Below are 18,949 nucleotides of genomic sequence, written 5' to 3' on the forward strand. Positions count from 1 at the left end.
GTGGCCGCATGTCGCCGCGGTAATCTCGGAGGATGCCGGGACCGCAGCGCTTCGAGGGGCCGAGCGACCTGCACCTCCACTCCGTGCACTCCGACGGCACCGAGTCGCCCGCCCAGGTGATGGCCGCCGCGCACCGGCACGGCCTGCGCACCGCGGCGCTGACCGACCACGACACGACATCCGGGTGGGCCGAGGCCGCCGAGGCCGCGTCGTCTCTCGGCATGACGTTCCTGCCCGGGATGGAGCTCTCGGCCCGCCACGAATGGCGCAGCGTCCATGTGCTGGCGTACCTCGTCGACCCCGATGATCCCGCGCTGCGCGCCATGACCGAGCGCATCCGGTCCTCGAGGCTCGACCGGGCGCGGCTCATGGCCGACCGGATCTCCCGCGACTACGACCTGGGGTGGGACGACATCCTCGCCCAGACCAGCGACGGGGCGACCGTCGGGCGCCCGCACATCGCCGACGCCCTGATCGCGCGCGGCCTCGTCCGCGACCGCGCTGAGGCGTTCTCGAGCATCCTCAGTCCTCGCGGCGACTACTACGTCGCGCTCTACGCACCCGACCCCGTCACCGCGGTCGGACTCGTCGCCGGCGCCGGGGGAGTGCCCGTCATCGCCCACCCCGCCGGGCGCGCGGGTCTGCTTGCGATGCCGCTGCTGGAGCGGATGCTGGACGCCGGCCTCGCGGGGTTCGAGCTGGGCCATCGGGAGAACCTCGCGTCGGGCATCCGCACCCTTCGTTCTCTCTGCGAGAAGCGCGACCTCATCGTCACCGGCTCGAGCGACTACCACGGACTGGGCAAGCCCAACCAGCCGGGGGAGCACACCACCTCGGACGCCATGGTCGCCAGGATCATCGACCGCGCAACGGGGAGCGCCCCCGTCTACCCGTGAGGGAGGACGAGGGCGCTCACGCTGCGGAGAGCGGATGCCTCAACCGAGCGCCTTCGCCTTGAGCGCGTCGAACTCGGCCTGCGTGATCGTGCCGGAGTCGAGGAGGGCCTTGGCCTTGGCGATCTCGTCGGTCGCGCTCGATCCGCCCGCGACCTGCTTGATGTAGGCGTCCTGCGCCTGCTGCACCTGACGGGCCTCGGCCGCACCGCGCTTGGCCATGCCGTTGCCGCGCGCGATCAGGTAGACGAGCAGTGTGAGGAAGGGGACGAAGATCAGGAAGATGATCCAGACGGCCTTCCACCAGCCGCTGAGCTCGTGGTCGCGGAACAGGTCGCCGATCACGGCGAACAGGGCAAACAGGTACGCCACGAAGACGAAGACCCAGAGGAACCACCAGATGATGTCTCCGAGGGAGCCCCAGAAGCCCTGGTATTCGTAGCCGGTCGTGACGGCGTCGATGAATCGCACGATGTGTGCCTTTCTGCATGCGAGGTGGCGGCGCGGCATGCGCCGCCTGCGCTCACGATAGCGCCTCGCCTCGACCGCGATCCGGCATTTCTGCGGAGTCGGCGCGGCGCGTCGGGTCGCTCTCTTCGTGCGTGCCTCTGCGCCGTCTCCGGCTCAGCGGCCTCAGGCGCCGGCGACGGGCGCCCCGCCGCGCGAACCGCCGCGGCGGCGGCGACGGCGACGGGGAGCGGCGTTGCCGTCGTGGTGCTCCTTGCCGCTTCCGTCATGCGTGCCCGCGCCGTCGGCCGCGTCGCGCGAGCCGTGGTCGGCGGGCACATCGGGAGCGGCATCCGCCGACGGCCGTCCTGTCGGCGAGGTTCCCTCGCCTTCGCCCCCGCGCCGACGACGCCGGGTGCGGGGGGACGAGCTGCCGTCACGCGGTGCGGCGGGCTCCTGCGTCTTCACCGTCTGCGTGCGCGGGGCCGTCGCGATGCGACCCTTGGTGCCGGCGGGGATGTCGAGGTCGCTGTACAGGTGCGGGCTCGACGAGTAGGTCTCGACCGGCTCGGGCTGGCCGAACTCGAGGGCGCGGTTGATGAGCGCCCACTTGTGCAGGTCGTCCCAGTCCACGAAGGTGACGGCGATGCCGGTCTTCCCGGCGCGACCGGTGCGGCCGGCGCGGTGCAGGTACGTCTTCTCGTCGTCGGGGATCGTGTGGTTGATCACGTGCGTGACGTCGTCGACGTCGATGCCGCGGGCCGCGACGTCGGTCGCGATGAGGACGTCGCGCTTGCCCGCCTTGAACGCGGCCATCGAGCGCTCGCGTGCTTCCTGGCTCATGTCGCCGTGGACGGCCGCCGCGTTGAAGCCGCGGTCGCCGAGTTCGTCGACGAGCTTCTGCGCGGCGCGCTTGGTGCGCGTGAAGATGACGGTCTTGCCGCGGCCGTCGGCCTGCAGGATGCGGGCGATCACCTCGTCCTTGTCGAGGGAGTGCGCGCGGTACACGAGGTGGCGGATGTTCGCCTGCGTGAGGCCCTCGTCGGGGTCCGTCGCGCGGATGTGGATGGGGTTCGTCATGAACCGGCGGGCGAGCGCCACGATCGGACCGGGCATGGTCGCTGAGAAGAGCTGCGTGTGGCGGACCGGCGGCACCTTCTGGAAGATCTTCTCGATGTCGGCGAGGAAGCCGAGGTCGAGCATCTTGTCGGCCTCGTCGAGCACGACCTCGGTCGCCTTCGAGAGGTCGAGCAGGCGCTGGTTGTTGAGGTCGATCAGTCGACCGGGGGTGCCCACCACGATCTGGGCGCCGGCCTTGAGCTGGTCGATCTGTCCCTCGTAGGCCTTGCCGCCGTAGATGGCGACGACGCTCGTCGCTCGACCCGACGTGAGCATGTCCATGTCTTCGTAGACCTGCACCGCGAGTTCGCGGGTGGGTACGACGATGAGCGCCTTGACGCCGGGCTCGGGGTTCGCGCCGAGACGCTGCACGACCGGGATGCCGAAGCCGAAGGTCTTGCCGGTTCCGGTCTTGGCCTGACCGATGATGTCCTGGCCGGGGAGGCCGAGGGGGATGGTCTGCTCCTGGATGGGGAAGGCATCGACGATGCCCTTGCCTGCGAGGACATCGACGATGTCCTGGTCGACGCCGAGTTCGGCGAAGGTCGTCACGATGTGAGCCTGTCCGGCAGTGAGATGCTGCCTGGTCCGTGCCCTGGCGCGGTCGTTGGGGACCCGGCGCGGGCGGAAGTGCGATCCACGCCCTCTCTCAGCCACAGGCGCGGGAGTCCCGATCCGACGCCGGGACGCCGTCAACGATACCGGAGGACGCTGTCTCGCGGCATTTCCGGAGAGCGGATGCCGCGCCCGGCACGCCGCGAGCCTAGGCTGTAGCCCGTGGTCAAGTGGTTCTGGCAGCGTCAGGAGACCGGGCGCAAGCTGCAGCTCCGGTCCCGTGACGACCTCGGCGACGCCACGCGCGTCGACTTCGAGGAGCTCGCCCCCGAGATCGACACCTTCCTCGGACAGGCCGCCTACCTGCAGCTCGGCTACTTCGAGACTCTCAGCGAGCTGATCGCCCTGACGCCGGAGCTCTCCGACAAGGAGGCGCTGTCGCGCGCCGCCGGCGCCGCGCTCACGAAGCACGAGGAGCTCGTCGCGCTCATCCGTGAGCGGGGCGACGATCCGACGGACCTCATGCTGCCGTTCCGCGAGCCTCTCGATGCCTTTCGTCGCGAGACGCACGGAGTGCGGCCGCAGGAGACGATGCTGTCGGTGCACATCACCGCGGGCATGCTCGACGACTTCTACCTCGCCCTGTCGGCGAGCTACGCCGACACCGGCCGACGCGTGGCGCGGATCCTCCGCGCCGACGACGACCGCGAGGCGATCGTCGAGATCATCGGGCGCACGATCGCGAGCGATCCCGAGTGGAAGTCGCTGCTGGCGCTGTGGGGGAGGCGTCTCGTGGGCGACACCCTGCTCATCGCCCGCGCCGCCCTCCGCCCGGCGACCCTCAAGGTCGCCGACGAGGCCAAGGTCGAGCCGGTGTTCACCGAGCTCATGGCCGCGCATTCCCGTCGCATGGATGCGATGGGCCTGGCCGCCTGAGCGACCTCACCTCACGCCCGGCGGCTCAGCCGATCTTGAGTCGGGCGCGCTCGGCCGCGTCGTGCTCGACACGCACCCGCGCCAGCACGACGAGCACCGGATAGACGACCACGAGCGGCGCCACGAACATCGACAGCCAGAGCCAGATGCTGTCGGTGCCGATGCCGGCCCAGGTCAGGATCGTCCACGCGAGAGCCGCGGCGAGGGCGCCGAGGACGGGCCCGACGACGACGCCGCGGGTCGACCGGTGCGCGACGAGGAAGTGGATCGCGAGGCCGATGACCGCGCCGACGATGACCGCGAGGATGATCTGCATCGGCGGGAGGTCAGGCGACGAAGCCGACGCGGCGGGACTCCTCGGTCCCGAGCTCGATGTAGGCGAGGCTCGCCGTGGGGACGATGTAGTTGTTCCCCTTGTTGTCGGCGAGCATGATGTGCGTGGCGCCGGCGTCGAGCGCGGTGGCGACCGACTTCTTCACGTCGGCCGCGGCCTCGTTCGTCTCGAAGTTGAGCTCGCGTCCGGTGTTCGCGATGCCGATGCGGATCTCCACGTGACTGCCTCTCTCCCGCTGCGCGCGCCGGGTTCCCGGGCGCATGGCAACTCTACGACACGGGCGGACGCGCCCAGGCCGCGTCACGCTCGCTCTGGGCGAACGGCGGTGTCGCCGGTGCGCGCTACCGTCGATGGCATGGTGTCGCGGGACGGATCCGGTGCGATGGCCGCGCTGGACGACCAGCAGCGCGCCATCGCCGCACTCCCGCGCGACGCGTCGGCCGTCGTCGTCGGCGCTCCCGGAACGGGCAAGACCACGGCGCTCGTCGCGCGTGCGGCCGCGCTGGTGCAGGCGGGGCTCGACCCCGACGCGATCCTCGTGCTGACCCCGTCCCGCCAGACAGCCACCGCCCTGCGCGACCGCCTCGCGCTCGCCGTCGGGCGGGCGACCTCCGGTCCGATGGCGCGATCCGTCGCATCCTTCGCCTTCCAGCTGGTGCGTGCTCACGCCGTCGCCGTCGATGCCGATCCTCCGCAGCTGCTGACCGGAGGCGACGAGGATCAGCTGATCCACGACCTCCTCGACGGAGACGCCGAGGACGAGCAGGACGGGCTCGCCTCGCGCTGGCCGGAGTGGCTGGGGCCGGGCATCCGCTCGACGACGGGCTTCCGCACCGAGGTGCGCACCTTCCTCGCGGAATGCACCACGCTGGGGATCGAGCCCGCCCGGCTGCACGACCTCGCCCAGCGGCAGGACCGCCCGGTGTGGACATCGCTCGCGTCGTTCATGCGCGAGTACCTCGACGTGCGGGCCGACATGCGCGGAGCGCATCGCGACGCGGCCGGCCTCGTCCGCGAGGCGGTCGGACTGCTCCGGACGAGCGGCGAGGGCGTGCCGGCGATCGATCGACTCGAGGTGATCCTCGTCGACGACGCGCAGGAGCTGACCCTCGGCGGGGTCGAGCTGCTCGAGACCGCCCGGGGGCGAGGCATCCCCGTCGTGGCGTTCGGCGATCCCGACGTGGGGGCGGGCGCCTTCCGCGGTGCCACTCCCGAGAACTTCGCCCGCCTGGCCGCGGGTCTCGGCTCGATCACCGTCCTCGACCAGCGGCATCGTGGCACGCCCTGGCAGTCAGAGCTCGTGCGGCGCGTCACCCAGCGCATCGGCGCGGTGGGCGTCGTGGCCCACCGCGGCGGAGGGAGCGGCGTCGAGCCCGACGACACGGTGCGCGCCCTGCTGCTGCGCTCGCCCGCCGAGGAGTACGACGCGATCGCGCGGCTCCTGCGCGAGCGGCACGTGCGCGACGGCGTCCCCTGGGGGTCGTGCGCGGTGATCGCGCACGACACGCGCCAGGTCGCGGCGCTGGAGGCGGAGCTCTCGGCACGCGAGGTCCCGGCGCGGTCCAGCGGCCCCGGACGGGCGCTCGGGGCCATCCGGCCGGTCAACGACCTCCTTCGCCTGATCGAACTGGTCGCGCGCGACGACCGCACATTCGACGATGTGTCGGCGGCGCTTCTGGGCACGTACGGACGACTCGACCCCATCGAGCTGCGCCGGCTGCGCTCGACGCTGCGTCATGCCGAGCTCGCGACGGGCGGCGAGCGGCCGGCGCGCGACCTGCTGCTGTCGGCGATGGAGCACCCGATCGAGTTCGACCTCGTCGACACGCGGGAGGCGCGCCGAGCAGCGGCGCTGGCGCGGACTCTGCTCTTCCTGCGCGAGGAGCTCGACCGCGGGGCCACGGCGCACGAGCTGCTGTGGGCGGCGTGGGACCGCAGCGGGCTCCAGCGCGCGTGGACCGAGCTCGCCCGCGGGCATGGTCCGCTCTCCGAGCAGGCGAATCGCGATCTCGACGCCCTCGTGGCCCTCTTCCAGGCGGCCAAGCGGTTCGTCGAGCGCTCTCTCGACGCCGACCCCCGCGTCTTCGTGCGCGGCATCCTCGATTCGGGCGTCGCGGAAGACCGGCTCACTGCACCCGTCCGAGACGACACGGTCCAGCTGCTGACGCCCGCCGGTGCGCTCGGACTGGAGTTCGACACGGTGGTCGTCGCCGGGGTGCAGGACGGCGTCTGGCCGAACACGCGCCTGCGCGGCAGCCTGCTCGAGACGTGGCGCCTGGCCGACGCCGCGACACGAGCCGCCGACGACGCTCCGGGCGTGTTCGACCGCCGGCGCTCCGCCATGCACGACGAGCTGCGCCTCCTGGCCCGCGCGCTGTCACGCGCGACCGAGCGCGTCGTCGTCACCGCCGTCGACGACGACGACTCCGGACCCAGCGTGTTCTTCGAGTTCTTCCCCGATCCCGAGCGCCACACCGTCGACCACCCCCTGTCGCTGCGCGGACTGGTCGCGCGCCACCGGCGCGTGCTCACGGATCCCGCGGGGCGGGGCAGCGCGGCCCGCGCGGCAGGCCAGCTCGCCCTGCTCGCCGACGCCGGTGTGCCCGGCGCCCACCCTCGCGAGTGGTACAGCGTGCTTCCGCCGACGTCGGCCGGCCCGCTTCGCGACCTGGCGAAGGAGGACGTGCGCGTGTCGCCGTCCCGGCTGCACACCCTCGAGGAGTGCGAGCTCAACTGGGTGATCGGCGACCTCGGCGGCGACCCCGGCGGCGCGACGGCCGGGCTCGGCACGATCCTGCACGCCGCGCTGGAGCACGCGGCCGATTCGGGAGAAGCCGCGCTGTGGGCCGAGGTCGAGTCGCGCTGGAGCGAGCTGACATTCGAGGCCGACTGGCGCGATCGGGCCGAGAGGACCCGCGCCCGCGACCTCGTGCGCCGCCTGCACCTGTACCTGCGCCGGTTCGAAGCCTCCGGGGGCTCACTGATCGGCGCCGAGCCGCACTTCGAGGTGGCCATACCGCTCGATGATGCCGACGCCTTCGAGTATGGGGCGATCCTCTCGGGGTACATCGACCGCGTCGAGCTGACTCCCGAGGGCACGGTGGTCATCATCGATCTGAAGACCGGCAAGCGCGAACCGCAGACCGACGCGAAGGTGATCGACAACCCGCAGCTCGGCGCCTACCAGCTGGCGTTCGAAGCAGGGGCGATCCCCGCCGCAGCCGGGCGCGAGCCGGGCGGGGCGAAGCTCCTGGTGCTGCGCCCGACCGCGACGAAGTCCGACTATGCGACGCCGTGGCAGCCGCCGTTCGACGACGAGCGACGCGACGCGTTCCTCGCGCGCCTGCGCTCCGCCGTGACGACGATGCGCGGCACATCGTTCACCGCGCCCTACGAGGAGCACTGCCGGGACGAGCACTCGTACGGGCTGTGCAGGATCCACACGATCGGGTCGGTGAGCGCGTCGTGATCATCGACCAGACATCGGCGGCATCCGACTCCCCGTCGACGGCGGCGCCCGCGCTCTCCGCGCGTGTGATCGCCGCCGCGCTCGGCCAGTTCCCGCCGACCGACGAGCAGATCGCCGTGATCGAGGCGCCGCTCGCGCCGGCGCTCGTCGTCGCGGGCGCGGGCAGCGGCAAGACCGAGACGATGGCCTCGCGCGTGGTGTGGCTCGTCGCCAACGGGGTCGTGCGCCGCGACGAGGTCCTGGGTCTCACGTTCACCCGCAAGGCGGCCGGCGAGCTCGCGGAGCGCATCCAGCGCCGGCTCGCGCGACTGGCAGAGTTCGAGCGGCGCGGACTCATCCCCGCGCTGCCTGCCCTGCATGAGGCCGGAAGCCTGGCGGTCTTCGGCGAGCTCGAGCGCTCGGCCGGCGACGGTGCTCGTGCGGCGCAGACGCGCCACGAGGCGATGGAGGCGCTCGCGCGATCGGTCGGCGCCGTGGCGCGCGAGGCCGACGACGACTCGCTGCTCCACCGCCCGACGGTGTCCACCTACAACAGCTTCGCCGACCAGATCGTGCGGGAGCACGCGGTGCGCATCGGGCGGGATGCCGAGGCCGCCGTGCTGTCCGAGTCGGCCGCGTGGCTGCTCATGCGCCGCGTGGTGTTCGCGTCCGACGATCCGCGACTCGAGACGCGTGGCGAAGCGGTGCGCAGCATCATCGACGCCGCGCTGCGGATCGCCCGCGACGGCGTCGACAACCTCGTCGACCTCGATGAGCTCGCGGCCTTCCCCGACCGCTTCCACCGCGTGGTCGAGCTGCCGTCGACGAACGCGCGGACCTCCGTGTACGCCGAGGTGACGGAGGCGGACGAGAAGGTCGGGGCCCTCGCGCTGCTGTCCGACCTCGCGCGCGCATACGCGGCCGAGAAGCGACGCATCGGCGTGATCGACTTCTCCGACCAGGTGGCGGGTGCGCTCGAGGTCATCGCAGGGCACGGCGCGGTCGCCGCCGAGATGCGCGATCGATACCGCGTCGTCCTCCTCGATGAGTACCAGGACACCTCGGTCGTCCAGACGGACCTGCTCGCGGCCCTCTTCGCGGGGACGGGCGTGATGGCGGTCGGCGACCCCCACCAGGCGATCTACGGCTGGCGTGGGGCGAGCGCCGGCAACCTCGGCGGGTTCCCGTCCGCCTTCGCGCCGGCGGGCGGATGCGCGCACTACGCGCTGCTCACGAGCTGGCGGAACAGCGCTGACGTCCTCACCGCGGCCAACGCCGTGCTGGCCCCGCTTGCGAGCTCCGCGGCGGTGCCGGTGCAGGAGCTCCGGGCGCGTCCCGGTGCGCCGTCCGGGGCGGTGTCGCTCGCGTTCGACTCCGATCTCGACACCGAGGCCGACCGGGTTGCCGCATGGTTCGCCCAGGTGCGCGGCGAGCGCACCCGCGGCGGTCTGTCGACCAGCGGCGCCATCCTCTTCCGCAGCAAGAAGCACATGGTCCGCTTCGGCGACGCGCTCGGCCGCCGCGGCATCCCGCATCGCATCCTCGGTCTCGGGGGACTCCTGTCGACGCCCGAGGTCGTCGACGTCGTCAGCGCGCTGCGCGTGGTGAGCGATCCGAGCGCCGGATCGGCGCTGATCCGCCTGCTCGCCGGTCCGCGGTGGGCGATCGGCCTCCCCGATCTGCGGGAGCTCGCCGCGCTCGCGCGACGCCTCGCGCGCCACGACGCCGCGCTGAAGCCGCTCGCCCCCGACGTCGTCGAGCAGATCCGATCGGGCGCCGGCGACGACGGCGGCTCGCTGGTCGACGCGCTCGACTTCGTGCTGCGCCATCCGCCGAGCCACGGGTGGCTCGAGGGTTTCACGCCCGACGCGCGCGAGCGGCTCCGCGAGGCGGGGGCGGTGTTCGCGGGTCTTCGACAGGCGGTGGGCGTCCCGATCCCCGAGCTGGTGCGTCTGATCGAGATCGAGCTGCGACTCGACGTCGAGCTCGCCGCCAACGAGGCTCGAGGGCCGGCGCGCATCGCGTCGGCGCAGCTGCGGGCGTTTGTCGACGAGCTCCACGCCTTCCTCGCCGCCGACGAATCCGGATCCCTCTCGAGCCTGCTCGCGTGGCTCGATCACGCCGAACAGCTCGACGAGTTCGCACCGCGCACGGAGCCGCCCGAGGACGATGTCGTGCAGCTGCTGACGATCCACGGCTCGAAGGGACTGGAGTGGGATGCGGTCGCGGTCGTGCGGCTCGTGAAGGACGAGCTGCCGAGCGCGCCCCGCGACACGAAGGCCTGGCTCGGCTTCGGTATGCTTCCCTATGCCTTCCGCGGCGATTCGGCGTGGCTTCCGGAGCTCGCCTGGCGGGGCGCGCAGTCGCAGCAGGAGCTCAAGGCGGCGTTCGAGGACTTCGTCCTCGCCAACCGCGCGCGCCAGCTCGACGAGGACCGTCGCCTGGCGTACGTGGCCGTCACCCGTGCCCGAGATCATCTGCTGTTGACCGGATCGAGCTGGTCGGGCACGAAGCGCGCACGCGTACGGAGCGCGTTCTACGAGGAGATCGCGCACGCACTCGAGGTCGCCCTGCCGCCGGATGAACCCGGTGAGAACCCCTATCTCGGCGAGCGCCGCGTGCTGCAGTGGCCCATCGATCCGCTCGGAGCGCGCCGACGCGGCGTCGAGCACGCGGCGCGCACGGTCGAGGCGGCGCTCGAGGCGCCACGCTCGGAGCCGGATCCCGATGCGACCCTCCTTCTCGCGGAGCGCGAAGCCCGTCGACGGACGCCCGTACAGTCCGCCCCGACACGCATCGCGGCGTCGCGCTACAAAGAGTTCGTCGCGGACTACGCGGGGACCGTCGCCGCCATCGCGCGTCCCCTGCCGGAGCGGCCGTTCCGTCAGACCCGGCTCGGCACGCTCTTCCACGCGTGGGTCGAGCAGCGCGCCGGGCGGCCGGGCCTCGGCGGGTCGATCGACGATGCGCTGTGGGAGTCCGATGACGAGCTGCCGGGGACCGCGTCGTCCGTCGAGGACGCGGCCGCCCTCGAGGCGCTCCAGGCTCGCTTCCTGGCCTCGGAGTGGGCGTCGCTGCGTCCGCTCGAGGTCGAGACGGAGATCGACTTCACCCTCACCGGGCTCGACGGACGCCCCCATGTGGTGATCTGCAAGCTCGATGCGGTCTACCGGCGCGACGACCGCGGCGGGCGCATCGAGATCGTCGACTGGAAGACCGGCGCGGCTCCGCGAACCGACGCCGAGAAGGACGAGCGGATGCTGCAGCTCGAGCTGTACCGCGCCGCGTACCACGCCAAGCACGGCGTGCCGCTCGATCAGATCGACGTCGCGCTCTATTACGTCGCGGACGACCTTGTGCTGCGCGCCTGAGACCGCGCAGACATCATGTCGTCGCGGACCACCTCGTGCTGCGCGCCGGGGACCGCGTCCACGGTCGTCGGATCCACGGCCGCCGGACCCACGGTCGTCGAGCCTGCGGGGCCTGCGTCGCGGTCACCCGCGGCCCGTCACTCGGCGAGCCACCTGCGCAGAGCGGCCTCGGACGCGCGCTCGGCCTCGGCCGCGGCGTCGCCATCATGGCCGTCGCGGACCTCGGTGTCGCCGGCGTCGCGGCTGACGGAGCCGCCTGGCGCCTCCGGCTCGTCGCTGCCGTGCGCGCCCACGATGGCGATCGGGGAGGTCGACACGTCGTCCGCTCCGCGTCGCGACGGTCGGACCTCGTCGTTCAGCGAGCCGAGATCGATCTCGGCGGTGTCCTCGGGCTCGGGCGCGTCCTCGTCGGCCGCCGTCGACACCCAGAGCGACAGCTCTTCGGGGTCGTAGGCGTCGGTCTGCATCGACGTGTCGACCACCGCGGCCGATGCCTCCGGCATCCGATCGAGCAGTGCGATCGCGTCGTCGACGTCGAGCGGACGGTCGCCGACGAGATCGTCGTCGGCCACGCCCGAAGCCAGGGTCTCGAGCAGACCGGCGGCGTCGTCGATGACGTCGGCGCGACCGGTCTCGTGACCGTGGACGAGCCAGGATGCGAACTCCAGCTCGGCGTACAGGCGCGCCCGCTCGCGTGCCCGGGAGTCCGGCGCGCGTCCGCTCGAGGCCACGTAGGCCGCGTAGACGTCGTCGGCGGCGGCCGGTGCCGACGCGAGCCACTGCAGATCGGTCGCCGGATCGCCGACGGAGAGGCCGTGCCATTCGAGCAGCCCGGTGACCTGGGGAGCGCCGTCGACGTCCTCGAAGAGGAAGGATGCTGCGCCGGCTCCGCCCAGCACGACCGCGGACTCGAAGCGCCACAGCTCGTCGGTGTCGAGCGCCCGCTGCCAGCGGTGCGCGAGCGCGACGGGCAGTCGCCGCGTGGCCTGCGCGCGATCGATCAGCCGCGCCGTGTCGGTGCGCACCTGCTGCGGCGTGCGCACGGGCAGCCCTTCGGTGCGCACGATCGACAGCGGGAGGGCGTGGAGAGCGGCGAGCGCCGCGCCGAGCGAGGTCGCGGCGCCGCGTCCGGGCGGCAGATGCGCCGCATCGACGCGGTAGCCGGGGAGGAAGTCGACGACGACGGCTCGTGCGTCACCCAGCCCCGTCTCGCCCAGCAGTTCGGGCGCGCGGAACGGGAGGAGACCGCGCACGCCGGGCGTCAGCGCGCGCAGGGCACGCACCTCGGCGGCGAGCTCGGGGATGGCGGTGGAGTCCGCGGGAGCGCGCACGACGACGCGGCGACCGTCGTCGAGGTCGGCGATCGCCGAGTCGTACCGGCCCCCGGTGCCTTCGGTGAGTGCTCCGACCCCCACGACGCCGACCCGGGGCAGAGCCGACGTCACGGACGCGGCTAGAGTGAAGGGTGAGCGTGCCATGTGCCCAGGGTAGGTCGGCCGCGCTCGTCCATCCCCGCGCCACGCCCTGGCTCGTCGAGCAGGTCCGTCCCCGTGATCGGCCCGCCCGCCGGGGCCGCGCCGATCGAAGAAGCGGAGATCCTCGATGGCGGCGCCCGACAGCACCCGGCTCCCACCGCTCGCCGCTGCCGCGGTCGATCGCGCGGCCGAAGAGCGCGCGACGCCCGGTCTGATCGATGCGGCGCGAGCGGATGCGGCCGCCCGCGTGCTGGTGATCGCCGGCGACTCCGCACCGCTCTCCACGCCGTCCGCGCTGTCGTGGGTCGCGCCGGCCGCTGTCCCGGACGGAGCCGAATGGGCGTTCCTCGGGCGCGCCGACGACGGCACCCCGCTCCTGACCGCGGTCTTCGCAGCTCAGGAGGACGAGCTGTTCGCGGCGCCTGCCGGCTGGGCCGGCCTGCGTGCCGTGGGCGGATCGTTGGGGCAGGCGGATGCCGGTGCGTTCGTCGAGGCGCTGAGCCTGGGGCGCTGGCTGATCGACGCGCCGTTCTGCCCCGCGTGCGGGGCGCTCACGATGCTCGGCGACGCCGGATGGTCGCGCCGGTGCCCCTCGTGCGCACGCCAGCACTTCCCGCGCACCGACCCCGCGGTCATCGTCGCGATCACGAGCGCCGAGGATCCGGACATCCTGCTCCTCGGCTCGAACGCCCTGTGGGGCGCGAATCGCTTCTCCTGCTTCGCCGGCTTCGTCGAGGCGGGGGAGTCCCTCGAGGGCGCCGTGCGGCGCGAGGTCGCCGAGGAGTCGGGGATCGACGTCGCGTCGATCGAGTACCGCGGCTCGCAGGCCTGGCCCTATCCGCGCTCGCTCATGCTCGGCTTCCTCGCGACCGCGGCCGACGACGCCGCGGCGCGCGCGGACGGCGAGGAGATCGCGGCGGTCCGCTGGTTCACGCGCGACGAGATCGGCGCCGGGCTCGCCGGCGAGGGCGACATCGTGCTGCCGGGGCGCGCGTCCATCGCGCACCGCCTCATCCGCGACTGGCACGCGGGGGAGTCGTGAGCCGCGCTCTCGCAGGCCTCGACGAGCGTCAGCTCGAGGCCGTCCAGGCGCTGCGCGGCCCCGTGGCCGTGCTCGCGGGCGCCGGCACGGGCAAGACGCGTGTGATCACGCACCGCATCGCCCATGGCGTCGACACGGGCGCCTACTCGCCCGGCAGGGTGATGGCGGTGACCTTCACCGCGAAGGCTGCGGGCGAGATGCGCGGGCGCCTGCGCGCTCTCGGTGTCGAGGGGGTGTCGGCCCGCACCTTCCACGCGGCGGCGCTCGCGCAGCTGAACTACTTCTGGCCGACTCTCGCCGGCGACACCGCGCCCGGCATCGTCGACAACAAGGTGCGTCTGCTCGCCCACGCCGCAGACGGCATCGGGCTCACCCCCGACACCCCCACTCTGCGCGACGTGGCGAGCGAGATCGAATGGCGGAAGGTCTCGATGCTCGGCATCGACGCCTATGCCGCGGCGCGGCCGAACGGCATCGGCCGCCTTCAGGTCGACCGGGTCATCGCCCTCCAGCGAGCGTACGAGAAGCTCAAGGACGAGCGCCGTCAGCTCGACTTCGAGGACGTCCTCCTCGCGTGCGCGGGGATGCTCGAGGCCGAGCCGCACGTCGCGCGGGCCGTCCACGAGCAGTACCGGCACTTCACCGTCGACGAGTTCCAGGACGTCTCGCCGCTGCAGCACCGGCTGCTCGAGCTCTGGCTCGGCGACCGGCATGACCTCTGCGTCGTGGGCGACGCCAGTCAGACCATCTACTCGTTCGCGGGCGCCGATGCCCGGTTCCTCCTGGAGTTCGCGAGCCGGCACGACGATGCCCGTGTCGTGCGGCTCGAGACGAACTACCGATCGGATGCCGCGATCCTGTCGGTCGCGAACGAACTCATGCGCAATCGCCCCGGCGCGCTGCACCTCGTGGCGGCTCCGGGGCGCGCCGTCGCCCATGACGCGCCGAGCGTCGTCGCGTTCGGCGACGACGCGGAGGAGGCCCGCGGCGTCGCGGACCGGATCGCCGGGCAGATCGCTGCGGGGACGGATCCGCGGGACATCGCCGTGCTGTACCGCGCGCACGCCCAGTCGGCCGAGCTCGTGCGGGCGCTCGCCGACGCCGGCATCGCCTCGACCGTGCTCGGCGGACGCCGGTTCTTCGACCTGCCCGAGGTGCGCCAGGGGATCATGGCACTGCGCGGCGCGTCCGTCGCGCCCCTCCAGGGGTCTTTCGTCGAGAGCGTCCGCGACGTGCTGCGCTCGCTCGGTCTGACCGACGAGCCGCCGCAGGCGGGCGGTGCGCTGCGTGACGCGTGGGAGCTGCGCGCGGCGATCCTCCGCCTCGCCGAGGAAGCCCCGCCGGGTACGACGCTGCGCGAGTTCACCGACGAGCTGACGGCGCGCGCACGCGCGCACGACGAGCCGGCGCTGCGCACCGTGACCCTCGCGACGATCCATGCCGCGAAGGGCCTCGAATGGGACCACGTCCACGTGGTCGGCCTCGCCGAGGGACTCCTCCCCATCGGCTACGCGACGACGTTCGAGCAGATCGACGAGGAGCGCCGCCTGGCCTACGTCGCGATCACGCGGGCCGCGCGAACGCTCTCGGTCTCGTGGGCTCGAGGCGTACGGGAACGGCAGCCGTCTCGATTCCTGCGAGAGATCGGCAACGGCAGTCTGCGTGCGGCCGGTGCTTCCGCGCGGTCCGCCGCAGCGACCCGGCGTGGAGCGTCAGGGAGCGGCTCTTCGCACGAGGCGACTCCGCGTCGCTGAGCAGCCGGGCGGCGACGATACCGGCCTCCCAGTCGACGGAGGGATCCACATCGGGCAGCGGGCGACCGAGCAGCTGCGCCACGATCGTCGGCCACTGCGGGTCGTCGTCGCGGCGCCGGGCCGCCAGGCACGAGAGGCACGCCGTTCGCCCCGGCGCGACGAAGGGGCCCACATCGGCGCCCGTCGCGGTGAAGACGATGGGCAGGTGCGGGCGGTCGTCGGCCATCAGCGCGGCGGCGAAAGGCGGGGGGACGAGATGCTGGGCGACGACGACCACGATCGCGCCGGTGGAGCGCCCGCCGGGAGAATCGTACTCGTGCGCGCGCTCGACGTCGCAGCCGCCGAGCGAGAGCGCGCGCACGACGGTGTCCGCGCGTTCCCGGGGCACCTCGCCGGCGGTCTGCACGATCACGCGTCGAGGCGACGACGGCGGCGTCTCGAGGACAGCGCGCAGCCGCCCGACGAGCTCCTGCGCGGCGTTCGGCGCTGCTCCGAGCGACACCGCGAACGGCACGGCCGCATCGTCGGGCATGCCGCGCTCGAGCTCGCGCACGAGGCGCTGCTGCCAGGGTGGCGGATCATGCAGGACGACGGTGGGCTCGAGGCCGAACTGCAGGGTGGTCGCGGTGCGCCACAGCGGCGGTCGGGCAGGGTCGATCCGGAGCATGCACCGATTCTGGCGAGCGTCCGCGCGGCGAAGAGCCGTTTCCACAAGGCCGGACCCTCGACCGGCGTGGCGCCCGAGCCTGGGGAGGAGGCGGTGCAGGGTCAGACCGGGCGGTGATCCTCCGGCGAGCCCGCGTCGTCCTCGTCGCCGGGGCCGTCGGCGCCGGGGCCGTCGGTGCCAGGGCCGTCGGTGCCACTGGAGCCGTCGGTGCCACCGGCACGGCGCTCCTCCGAGTCCGCGTCCCCGTCAGCAGCCTCCGCCGACGGCGTCTGGCCCGCCAGCAGGCGGGCCAGGGCGTCGTCGAACTCGTCGGGGGCGGGCTCCTCGCCGCGCGCCCGCGCCTCGAGGCGTGCGACGAGCGCTGCAGGGTCGTCGATGTCGTCCGCACCGGGCATGAGATCGGGGTAGTCCCACAGCGCATCGCGGGCGGCCGGGCCCACGGCATCCGTCACCGCTCGCCACATCGCCGCAGCCTCGCGCATGCGTCGCGGTCGCAGCTCGAGGCCGACGAGCGACCCGAGCGCGCGCTCGGCCGGGCCGCCGACGGCGCGTCGACGGCGCACGGCCTCGGCGATGCGGTCGGCCGCCGGGAGGCGCGACGTCGCCTGCGCGGTGACGACCTCGACCCACCCCTCGATGGTCGCCAGCAGATTCTCGAGCCGCGCGAGCGCCGCGTTCTGCGCCTCGGACCGCGCGGGCAGCAGCGCGCCGCTCTCGAGCGCGCGGCGCAGCTCGTCGGGCTGGGACGGGTCGAAGCGGGATGCCAGGTCTTCGAGCGCATCGGTGTCGACATGCACGCCGCGCGCGAAGTCCGTGACCTGCGAGATGACGTGCAGCCGCAGCCATCGGGCGTGCCGGAACAGGCGCGCGTGAGCGAGTTCGCGGGTGGCGACGTAGAGGGCGAGCTGGTCGTCGGGAACCTCGAGGTCGCGGCCGAAGTCGGCGAAGTTCTGGGGCAGGATCGCCGCCTCGCCGTCGGGCATGAGGGGGATGCCGACGTCGCCCCCGCTCACGACCTCCTTCGAGAGGCTGCCGACGACCTGGCCGAGCTGCGAGGCGAAGAGGGACCCGCCGACGGTGCGCATGAGGCGCCCAGCGCCCTGGACGAGCCCCTGCATGTCGTCGGGGGCCTGCTCGCTGAGCGCCGCGGTCAGGGCGTCGGCGATGCTCGTCGCGACGGGCTCGGCGAGCTGCTGCCACACCGGGAGCGTCGCCTCGACCCAGCCGCCGCGCGTGAGCGTCTTCGGGGGCTCGGCGAGCTCTGAGATCGTGGTCGCCTCGCTGAGCCACAGCGTCGCGAGGGCGAACGCCTGGTCGAGGTCGGTGCGCTGGCCTGCCGTGATGCCCAGGCCCTCCTGATTGGCGATGTGCAGCGCTTGGCGCTCGGCGAGATCCCACGAGATCCCGCCTTCGCCGCGGCCCGCCGCGAACGCACCCTGGAGGTGCTGCATCACGGTCCGCATCATGGCGGGATCGATGTTCATCCCCGACAGTGCGGAGAGCTGCTCGGGATCGAGCTCGCCCGATCCGCCGCCGAACAGCTGGCGGATGAGCTCCTGGAACTCCTCTTCGGGAGTGCGGTCGTCGTCTGCCACTTCAGCCGCCTTTCAGCCGGTTCATGACGTCGCGCTCTACGCTAGTCGCAGCATCCATCGCACTCCCCGGCCGAGCCTCGAACTCCTTACGCCGGTCGCGAACGACCAGGCAGAGAGAGGTCCCGCGTGGCCCTGTTCGACGAGAACGTCACGATCACGCCCGCGCCGCGGCGGCGCATGCCCCGCGGCGCCGTGATGGGCGTGTGGGCGCTGGCCGTCGCCCTCGTGGTGCTGCTGGTCATCACGTTCCTGCCGACCTCGTACGTGATCCAGCGACCGGGGCCCGTGTACAACACGCTCGGCACCGCCACGTCGGCCGATGGCGAGAAGGTGCCTCTCATCTCGGTCGAGGGCGCCGAGACCTTCGAGACCGACGGTGCCCTCGACCTCCTCACGGTGCAGGTCGTCGGCAACCGCGAGCGCACTCCCTCGTGGTTCGAGCTGGCGCTGGCGTGGTTCGACCCGAGCAAGGCGGTGCTGCCGATCGAGGCCGTCTTCCCCGAGGGCACCACGACCGAGGACCGCAACGCCGAGAGCGCCCAGATGATGGTCGACTCCCAGCAGGACGCCACCGCGGCGGCTCTCACCGAGCTCGGCTACGACGTCGGCGCCCAGATCTCCGTGCACTCGATCATCGAGGAGTCCGCCGCGGTCGGCATCCTCGAGGAGGGCGACGTCATCCTCGCCGCGAACGGCGCACCCGCGACGGATGCCGCGGCCCTCCGCGACATCGTCAACGACGGCGAGGGCGCTCCCATCGAGCTCTCGATCGAGCGCGACGGCGAGGAGGAGACCGTCTCGGTGACCCCCAAGGAGGCCGAGATCGACGGCGAGAAGACGCTTCTGCTCGGCGTGAACCTCATCACCGACTACGACTTCCCGATCGACGTGACGATCCAGCTCAACAACGTCGGCGGCCCGAGCGCGGGCATGATGTTCGCCCTCGGCATCATCGACACGCTCACGCCCGAGCAGCTCAACGGCGGCGAGAACGTCGCAGGGACGGGCACGATCACCGGCGACGGCGTCGTGGGGCCGATCGGCGGCATCCGTCAGAAGCTCTACGGGGCGAAGGATGCCGGTGCCGACTGGTTCCTGGCGCCGGCGGAGAACTGCGACGAGGTCGTCGGCCACGTGCCGGACGGGCTGCGCGTGTTCTCCGTCGAGACGCTCGACGACGCGCTCGACGTGCTCGACGCGGTCCGCGAGGACGGCGACCTCGACGCGCTCCCCACCTGCACGGCCGGCTGACCCGGGCTCTCGAAATCTCCGGGAGTACGCCCAGCGCGGACACGGCGGCCCCCCAGAACCGC

At 72.7% G+C, this 18,949-nt stretch carries 13 protein-coding genes; 7 read left to right on the top strand and 6 right to left on the bottom strand.

Translation table 11 applies throughout. The features are described from left to right. The first annotated feature begins 32 nt into the window (after positions 1–32). The gene (locus OB08_RS14815) at positions 33–896 is read left to right on the top strand and encodes a PHP domain-containing protein (RefSeq protein WP_461476036.1); all 864 of its coding nucleotides are present in this window, start codon (positions 33–35) and stop codon (positions 894–896) included. A 39-nt stretch (positions 897–935) separates the two neighbouring features. Here OB08_RS14815 and OB08_RS14820 read toward each other — a convergent pair whose 3' ends face one another. After that, positions 936–1,364 carry an SHOCT domain-containing protein gene (locus OB08_RS14820; RefSeq protein WP_461476038.1) on the bottom strand — a complete coding sequence of 143 codons (429 nt, stop codon included), beginning with the start codon at positions 1,362–1,364 and terminating at the stop codon, positions 936–938. A gap of 162 nt (positions 1,365–1,526) precedes the next feature. After that, on the bottom strand, positions 1,527–3,011 hold the full coding sequence (locus tag OB08_RS14825; protein ID WP_461476040.1) for a DEAD/DEAH box helicase: 1,485 nt from the start codon (positions 3,009–3,011) through the stop codon (positions 1,527–1,529). 225 nt (positions 3,012–3,236) lie between these two features. Here OB08_RS14825 and OB08_RS14830 point away from each other — a divergent pair, with 225 nt between their 5' ends. Next, positions 3,237–3,950, top strand: coding sequence for a ferritin-like fold-containing protein (locus OB08_RS14830; protein WP_461476042.1), 714 nt, complete (start codon positions 3,237–3,239; stop codon positions 3,948–3,950). Positions 3,951–3,975: 25 nt separating this feature from the next. Here the strand turns inward: OB08_RS14830 and OB08_RS14835 are convergent, their stop codons facing one another. Then, entirely contained in the window at positions 3,976–4,266 is a 291-nt protein-coding gene (locus OB08_RS14835) for a hypothetical protein (RefSeq protein WP_461476044.1), read from the bottom strand. Between the two features lie 10 nt (positions 4,267–4,276). Continuing rightward, positions 4,277–4,501, bottom strand: a complete 225-nt coding sequence (locus OB08_RS14840; RefSeq protein WP_461476046.1) for a DUF3107 domain-containing protein — start codon at positions 4,499–4,501, stop codon at positions 4,277–4,279. Between the two features lie 138 nt (positions 4,502–4,639). Here OB08_RS14840 and OB08_RS14845 point away from each other — a divergent pair, with 138 nt between their 5' ends. Next, the gene (locus OB08_RS14845; protein WP_461476048.1) at positions 4,640–7,753 is read left to right on the top strand and encodes a PD-(D/E)XK nuclease family protein; all 3,114 of its coding nucleotides are present in this window, start codon (positions 4,640–4,642) and stop codon (positions 7,751–7,753) included. Next, positions 7,750–11,103, top strand: coding sequence for a UvrD-helicase domain-containing protein (locus tag OB08_RS14850; RefSeq protein ID WP_461476050.1), 3,354 nt, complete (start codon positions 7,750–7,752; stop codon positions 11,101–11,103). The genes OB08_RS14845 and OB08_RS14850 overlap by 4 nt, the downstream gene beginning before the upstream one ends. Before the next feature lie 137 nt (positions 11,104–11,240). Here OB08_RS14850 and OB08_RS14855 read toward each other — a convergent pair whose 3' ends face one another. Continuing rightward, positions 11,241–12,581, bottom strand: coding sequence for a phosphotransferase (locus tag OB08_RS14855; protein ID WP_461476052.1), 1,341 nt, complete (start codon positions 12,579–12,581; stop codon positions 11,241–11,243). Positions 12,582–12,705: 124 nt separating this feature from the next. Between OB08_RS14855 and nudC the strand changes: the two genes are divergently transcribed. Together nudC and OB08_RS14865 are read left to right on the top strand one after the other, a co-directional pair. Beyond that, entirely contained in the window at positions 12,706–13,620 is a 915-nt protein-coding gene (gene nudC, locus OB08_RS14860; protein ID WP_461476054.1) for an NAD(+) diphosphatase, read from the top strand. After that, positions 13,617–15,374 (top strand): ATP-dependent helicase, encoded by a 1,758-nt coding sequence (locus tag OB08_RS14865; protein ID WP_461476056.1) that lies wholly within the window; start codon positions 13,617–13,619, stop codon positions 15,372–15,374. The genes nudC and OB08_RS14865 overlap by 4 nt, the downstream gene beginning before the upstream one ends. Before the next feature lie 768 nt (positions 15,375–16,142). Here the strand turns inward: OB08_RS14865 and OB08_RS14870 are convergent. Next, entirely contained in the window at positions 16,143–17,636 is a 1,494-nt protein-coding gene (locus OB08_RS14870) for a zinc-dependent metalloprotease (protein WP_461476058.1), read from the bottom strand. A gap of 126 nt (positions 17,637–17,762) precedes the next feature. Here OB08_RS14870 and OB08_RS14875 point away from each other — a divergent pair, with 126 nt between their 5' ends. Continuing rightward, entirely contained in the window at positions 17,763–18,887 is a 1,125-nt protein-coding gene (locus tag OB08_RS14875; protein WP_461476060.1) for a YlbL family protein, read from the top strand. Positions 18,888–18,949: the final 62 nt, after the last annotated feature.

This window comes from Microbacterium sp. HJ5, from assembly GCF_054824025.1.

Coding starts and splice junctions, on each gene's coding strand:
- OB08_RS14815 (WP_461476036.1), top strand. CDS start 33: ATGCCGGGACCGCAGCGCTTCGAGGGGCCGAGCGACCTGCACCTCCAC.
- OB08_RS14835 (WP_461476044.1), bottom strand. CDS start 4,266: ATGCAGATCATCCTCGCGGTCATCGTCGGCGCGGTCATCGGCCTCGCG.
- OB08_RS14845 (WP_461476048.1), top strand. CDS start 4,640: ATGGTGTCGCGGGACGGATCCGGTGCGATGGCCGCGCTGGACGACCAG.
- OB08_RS14855 (WP_461476052.1), bottom strand. CDS start 12,581: ATGGCACGCTCACCCTTCACTCTAGCCGCGTCCGTGACGTCGGCTCTG.
- nudC (WP_461476054.1), top strand. CDS start 12,706: ATGGCGGCGCCCGACAGCACCCGGCTCCCACCGCTCGCCGCTGCCGCG.